Source organism: Erysipelatoclostridium sp. An173 (assembly GCF_002160495.1).
GTDB lineage: Bacteria > Bacillota_I > Bacilli_A > Erysipelotrichales > Coprobacillaceae > Thomasclavelia > Thomasclavelia merdavium.
This window is the reverse complement of record NZ_NFKR01000065.1, coordinates 1-6,510: the sequence shown is the minus strand read 5'-3', so window position 1 is coordinate 6,510 and position 6,510 is coordinate 1. Positions and strand designations below refer to the sequence as shown.

Annotated in this window: 5 protein-coding genes; all 5 read right to left on the bottom strand. The window is 25.1% G+C overall.

The genetic code is table 11. The features are described 5' to 3' along the window. Nucleotides 1-107: 107 nt before the first annotated feature. Nucleotides 108-851 (bottom strand): hypothetical protein, encoded by a 744-nt coding sequence (locus B5F09_RS14075; RefSeq protein ID WP_087374965.1) that lies wholly within the window; start codon nt 849-851, stop codon nt 108-110. A gap of 22 nt (nt 852-873) precedes the next feature. After that, complete coding sequence (locus tag B5F09_RS14070; protein WP_087374964.1) at nt 874-2,022, bottom strand: zinc ribbon domain-containing protein; 1,149 nt, start codon at nt 2,020-2,022, stop codon at nt 874-876. 345 nt (nt 2,023-2,367) lie between these two features. Next, nucleotides 2,368-3,978 (bottom strand): zinc ribbon domain-containing protein, encoded by a 1,611-nt coding sequence (locus B5F09_RS14065; protein WP_087374963.1) that lies wholly within the window; start codon nt 3,976-3,978, stop codon nt 2,368-2,370. 130 nt (nt 3,979-4,108) lie between these two features. Continuing rightward, a complete protein-coding gene (locus B5F09_RS14060) occupies nt 4,109-5,143 on the bottom strand; it encodes a tetratricopeptide repeat protein (RefSeq protein ID WP_343283913.1) in 1,035 nt (344 codons plus the stop codon). Between the two features lie 164 nt (nt 5,144-5,307). Next, nucleotides 5,308-6,510 (bottom strand): lipopolysaccharide assembly protein LapB (locus B5F09_RS14055; RefSeq protein WP_143357525.1); only part of this gene is annotated, 1,203 nt, incomplete at its 5' end.

Below are 6,510 nucleotides of genomic sequence, written 5' to 3'. Positions count from 1 at the left end.
CAATCATAATTGTTTTCTTTTTATCATGTTTTTCTAACGGTTCACCACAATTACTGCAATAAACTGCCTTAGCCTTATTTTTTGTTTTACATTTCTTGCATCTCATATTAATTATGACTATTTTCCTTATAATATTTTTCTATTAAAGTTTCTATATCTAAATTTTCTAAAATTAAGTTTTCATCAATACCATATTTATATTTTATAGCCGATATATATTTATTAATTGTTTCTTGAAATGTTTCATTATGAGAAAATTTTATTTTAGATTGTAATTTACTAATCAAATTTAAACTATTATAATTTATCATTTCAGATAATTCCTTTTTTGACGTTCCACATTGTTCACAGTACATACTATCTTCATAATTATAGCAACCACAACTACAAAACCAATCTTTACCAAACGCAGGAATCATATTAACAGTCTTTTTAGAAAAAGCAGACTTTAACACATTAAGTTTTTGATAATTTTCTTCTATAGCAATATGTTCTATGGGAGTTTGATTAGAAAATATAATTTTATAATCATTATTTTTATAGCCTACAATCGAAACATCTTTAATTACATCTTCTAAACTAATTTCAATTGCTAAACCCATAATATTTTTGTCATTATATTTTTTTGTTAAAGTAAATTCTGTTACTAATTCTTTCCTTCCTTTTACATCTAAATAAAGTTCTTTTAAATCATTATTTTCATTAAAATAGCGATTATAGAATCGTACAATTAGATATTTTTTAATTTTATCATCTCTTTTTAGTACTTTATTTTCAACAGAATATATCCAATAGTTTGATTCTTTATAATTTGTATATTTACAAGCTTTTTCAAACAGTTCTTCAATCATCTTTATTTCAACCCTTTCTATACTAAGGCAGATATATATATGGAGGAGTATATTCATCAAACTTAGTGTAATCAGAATAATAGATATAATGCACATGTGAACCATTTTTACCAGAAGCTATTATATAATCACTATCGTATTCACTATCTATTGAATCATTTTGAATTCGATTTATAATGCCATCTCTTGCAGTTCCATATGTAGTACAGCAATATTCGCCATCCTCATATATATCACTTTTAAAATTCCCATCGATTTTTCCATCGGAAAAATTATATGTATCAATATGTTCTACCATTATTTCCTCAGTTGATTCATCATAAGTGTAATTTTCACATATAATCTCTCCATCAATTGAATCGTTTTCAAAATTAGCAACATAATAATATTCCATTGATAATACTGATGTTTTCAAAATTATAAATTCCCCCTCTCTCAGAGTTTTATTAAAATTACCAAAATATATAAATACATTTATATACTCATCTATGCTATGAAGGTCTTTATAATATTCACTATTTTTTAAAAAATCATAGTCTATGTAAATTCCTATTCCTTTTCCTGATGTATTACCATCAGGGATATATATAATATTATCATCTTGTTTTAATCTGTTTATGAAATAATCAGCATGTTCGTTTATTAATTTCTGTGTATTGTAAAGTTGATCTAAATTCCCACTTTCAAACACCTCAAAAGCATCAATAACAATATCTAAATTATCAACATCTGTTGTAACCTCATCATATTTATATTTAATATCTCTTTCATGTTCTTCTGATACATTATCAATAGCTAAATCCATTATCTCTAACGCTTCTTTAGTTTTAAATTGATCTAAATATACATCAACAAGTTCTTCATAGGCATCAGGAAGTTTAGGATCAATATCAATTGCTTCTAAATAAGTATCCTCAGCCATTTTATAATTTAAATCTGCAACGTATTGTTGTGCTTTTTCTAATGTTTCATCATAATTTCTTACATAAGTCTTATAAAAAATTAACAAACAAGATGCAATAATAGCAATAAATACTAATGTAATTAAAACTAATAAACCTTTTTTAGAAAGCGCTTTTTTTATTTTATTTTGTTTATCTAATTTCTCTCCACAATTACCACAATACATAGCAAAAGAATCATTTATATAGCCACATTTTGCACACTTCAAACAAAATTACCCCTTTCTTATTTATAAAACATCAAATAATATTAATAAAGCGATTATTTCCTAATAACTTATATTTAAAATTATTATATTTATTTTCTTGATTGACCACTTCATACAGGTATGTTATTTTTTCTTAGAAAAATCGAAAAATTATGGATATTGGTTTCAAACAATTTTTATCAATTTTAGATTTATCTAAATTTGAACACTCACCTATGTCTAATGGTTAATCATGTTTATTTTTTACATTTCAACTTTTCTCTATTTCCAATTATATTGATTTATTGTAAATTATCTGCAAATTATAATTTTACTAATTCACTAAAAGCATATACTAAAAAACTATTATTCAGTATCGTGACTTATTCCTATATTTTCGTTAAATTCAGATTGCGAATGTTCCCCAAAATCATATTGATAACATGCAAATTTTATATCATTTGCATAAGTTGATAATACTAAATTACCATTTTCCCATGTTAATTGACCTGTTCCACCGCCTCCATCTGAATCAAAACTAAATGTTTCTGTTTCACCTGTAATGTCATCAAACTCTGCAGAAATCATACTAGTTATAGAATCATTTTGAATATTATTTTTATCAAAATATTTAATGACAAATTCAACATGGTCATAATCAATTTTATAAAATTTAATCAATAATCCATTTTCATATAATTCTTCTGAATCATACTGATAATAGTACAAATCTTTATCAAAATTAAAAATGACTTCATCTGTTATCTCTCCCTGCTTTGAATAAGAAATAGAATTAAGTACATCCTTAGATAAAAAACTGTAATGATATACGTTATCACCTGTATCATGACTATAATATTCTGTTCCATAGCTATAACTAGTTCCATCAATCCTACTGAGTACAGGTATCTTTAAAAAATCATTAGTACAACCAAATGATGTTAAATTAACAGGGTTTATTGCGAAGCTTATTTCATTTTTTTCAACAATAGGCATACCAGCAAAGTTTGAGAATCTATACAGTATTCCGTTTTCAAAATCATAAATATATGACATTTCCACCTTATTTCCCTCGGAGTCTTCAGAAAAATAATACACTAATAAACCATTTTTATCATATTTATATTGTGTATCAGTACCTTCAGCAGACATCAACAAATCATTTTTTATTTCGACCTTATCACTATTTCTCGTTTTATCTATATTGTTATTGCTTTCTATAGAGTCCTTTCTTAATCTTTCATATGTTCCATCTTTAAAATCAACTTTATAATAGTCTTTGTTAATATGATCTAATTCTACAGATTTCGCGTATGAATCGTCATTAAATTTATAAACAACATCATCGCCACTATATTCTAATTTATACAATTGATCCCCTTTTTGAGAAATTTCTGTAATTCTGTTTTGAGAATCAAGTTTAACATCATAAACACCACTATTCATAGCACTATCAATTTTTTTTAAATCATCATAGGCTAAATAATACTCTATTGTACCCGAATCATTATCAATATTAGACTCTTCAACCATATAGTAACCTTCGCCTAGGTAACGTGCTCTTTTATTTTCTTCTTCAATAATTTCAATTATTGGAGATTCTTCTAAATATAAATCATTTATGCACAAATAATTATTTTTGACCATTTCATTAAGTTCACTATTCAATGATTCTTTAAGTAATTTTTTTGAAAATTCATCACTTTCAAAAATTTCCGCTCTAGCCTCTTTTGTATTTAAAATTTCTTCATTATTTCCTATAAGATTTCCAAATAAATTAAATTTCACAATACCAAATATACCCACAATCACAACTGATAAAGTAATTAATCCAATAATTAAAGATTTATACTTTATTGACTTTTTTGCATTTTTTAAATTAATTTTAGATTCTTTCTTTTCTAGTTTATTTCCACACTTGTAACAAAATAAAGCATCTTTTTCATTTTTTGCTCCACATTTTTTACATTTTTTCATTATATAATACCCCTTTTTGTTTTGCTGTTCTAAAAGATTTTTAATTGAACGCACTATATAAAATCATAAAATTATATTTATTCGATTTAGAACACTATTACTAAAATTTTAAACTTATCTATTTTAGATATCATTGTATTCGATAAATTTCTGTATCATTATGAAATTCAGTAAGAAAATCTTCACTAGATAAATTGGAAGTCACTTTTAATGTATCATCATCAATGAATTTAAATGTTAATATTTCAGAATAATTTTGTGTTTTTGTCCAACCACACAAATCACGTTCTATACATGGATAATCAAAATAATGTTCAGTCATAGTAGCTGTAATAGTTTTACCATCTTGTGATATTTTATATGTACCGATTTCTTTTTCACGATGAATGGTTCTTGTAATTGTTCCATCTTCACTAAATATTGTATTTCCATTAAAATTTTCAAGATATCCGTCTTCTTTAGTATCTTCCCATGTACCAATTATTAAAGTGTTTTCATTTAAAGTATTCACTTTTTCTAATTCATCATTTAATACAATGCTATCCAATATTATTTTAATAAGTAAACTATTTTCTTTAAATTCTATTGTTGCTCCAATAAAACTATCCTGAGCACTAGTTATCGTTATTTCATTATTTATGCTATCCCAACTAAAAGAAAAACTATCTAATACATCAACCTCATAATCATACTCTACAGTAAAATAGTAAATTTCTTGATCATCTTTTAAAATAGAAATATTTATATCATGATCATCATTATTTGACGTATAATTATCTTCTTCTATATTCTCTGTATTTTTTAGATGTATTCCTTCATTTTCATTAATTATTTGCTCTATTTCTTCCTTTTTCTTTTCTACTTCACCTAAATCTTTTTCAGCAACATTTTCAATTGCTTTTTCAATTATTTCTAGTGCATGATCATATTCATCTTGTTCTACGTATACATCTGCTAATTCTACATAAGCTTGTGGTTTTTTAGGTTCAATATCTATTGCTTCTAGATATGTTTCTTCAGCTTTTTCATATTCTTTTTTTTCTACATACCTTTGTGCAGTTGCTATTTTATCTTGATACTCTTTTTCTTTTATTTTCGTTTTTGCTAAAAAGATTCCACCGATTACTGCTGTTAATATGACAATAATGATGCTAACAATCATAATTGTTTTCTTTTTATCATATTTTTCTAACGGTTCACCACAATTACTGCAGTAAACTGCTTTTGAATCATTTTTTTACATTTTTTGCACTTCATTATAATTACCTTCTTATCTTTTTTTGTTCAAAACTTTTTACTATATAAATGCCATTACGTTACAAATTATAATTATTCATACAAAATTGGTTCAATCTTTTCGTAATTACCATCTTCATCATCTGCTTCTTTTAATATACCATCTACAATCTGATAAGTTTGTTCACCAGTTCCCCACCTACTAGGCCTAGTAGTCATCACTGAAATTTTATTTAAATCTTTAGAATAAAATATATTTGCATAACAATATACACAACCTACATATTCAATTGATCTATTTTCTACATTATATGTATATATTTCATTATAACTAAATGGTTTGTCAGTATAATCAGTTAAGATTAACTCATTAATACCGTCGTTACTAATATCATAGATAGAATAATAAAGCTGATTAAATTGTACCAAGCCATTACTTGTAAAATCATTTTCTGGTGGTGTATAATCACCGTTTTTAACCTGCTCTAAAAATTTCATATATTCATTTTCTACATTAACTGATACCTTTGTTTTGCATAATTCTATCCAGTCAATTTTCATCGTTTTCTTAGATACTGAATCTTTATTTACTTTTTCCAATTCTTTATTGTCATTTAATTTCCAATAAAATTCTGTTTTAGCACCTGAAATTTCTGTTTCTTCACAACTCAATGTTTTATCTTCTTTTAAAATAATTACACTTTCTTTTTCACCATCATAAAACCCATAATTATTAATAATATTTTTTAATTTATCATTTTCATATGTCCAAATAGCATAAATAACAATATCTTCACTTTTATTAGCACCTATAAATAATTCTTTAATATCATCATTATTTATATCTCCATAATAATAGTAAAGAGTCATAAAATTATCATTATTTAGTGCTTCAGTTATTAAAGCACTATTTAATGCTAATTGATCATTATTATCTGTAAATCCATTTTGTGCAGAATTAATATACCAAGATAATAATTCATCATATGATTTTTTAGCATTTTCAACTATTTCAATTTCATCTTTCTTCTTTGTTATTTCTACTTGATATTGCTTATCTACATTTTTCAAAGCTGTATCTAAAATGTCATTTGCCTGATCAAACTCATCTTGTTCTACATATACGTCTGCCAATTCTACATAAGCTTGCGGTTCTTTAGGTTCAATATCTATTGCTTCTAGATATGTTTCTTCTGCTTTTTCATATTCTTTTTCTTCTACATACCTTTGTGCAGTTGTAATTTTATTTTGGTACTCTTTTTCTTTTATTTTCGTTTTTGCTAAAAAGATTCCACC

Excerpts from the sequence above, each read along its gene's own strand:
- B5F09_RS14065 (WP_087374963.1), bottom strand. The coding sequence starts at position 3,978 with ATGAAAAAATGTAAAAAATGTGGAGCAAAAAATGAAAAAGATGCTTTA.
- B5F09_RS14075 (WP_087374965.1), bottom strand. The coding sequence starts at position 851 with ATGATTGAAGAACTGTTTGAAAAAGCTTGTAAATATACAAATTATAAA.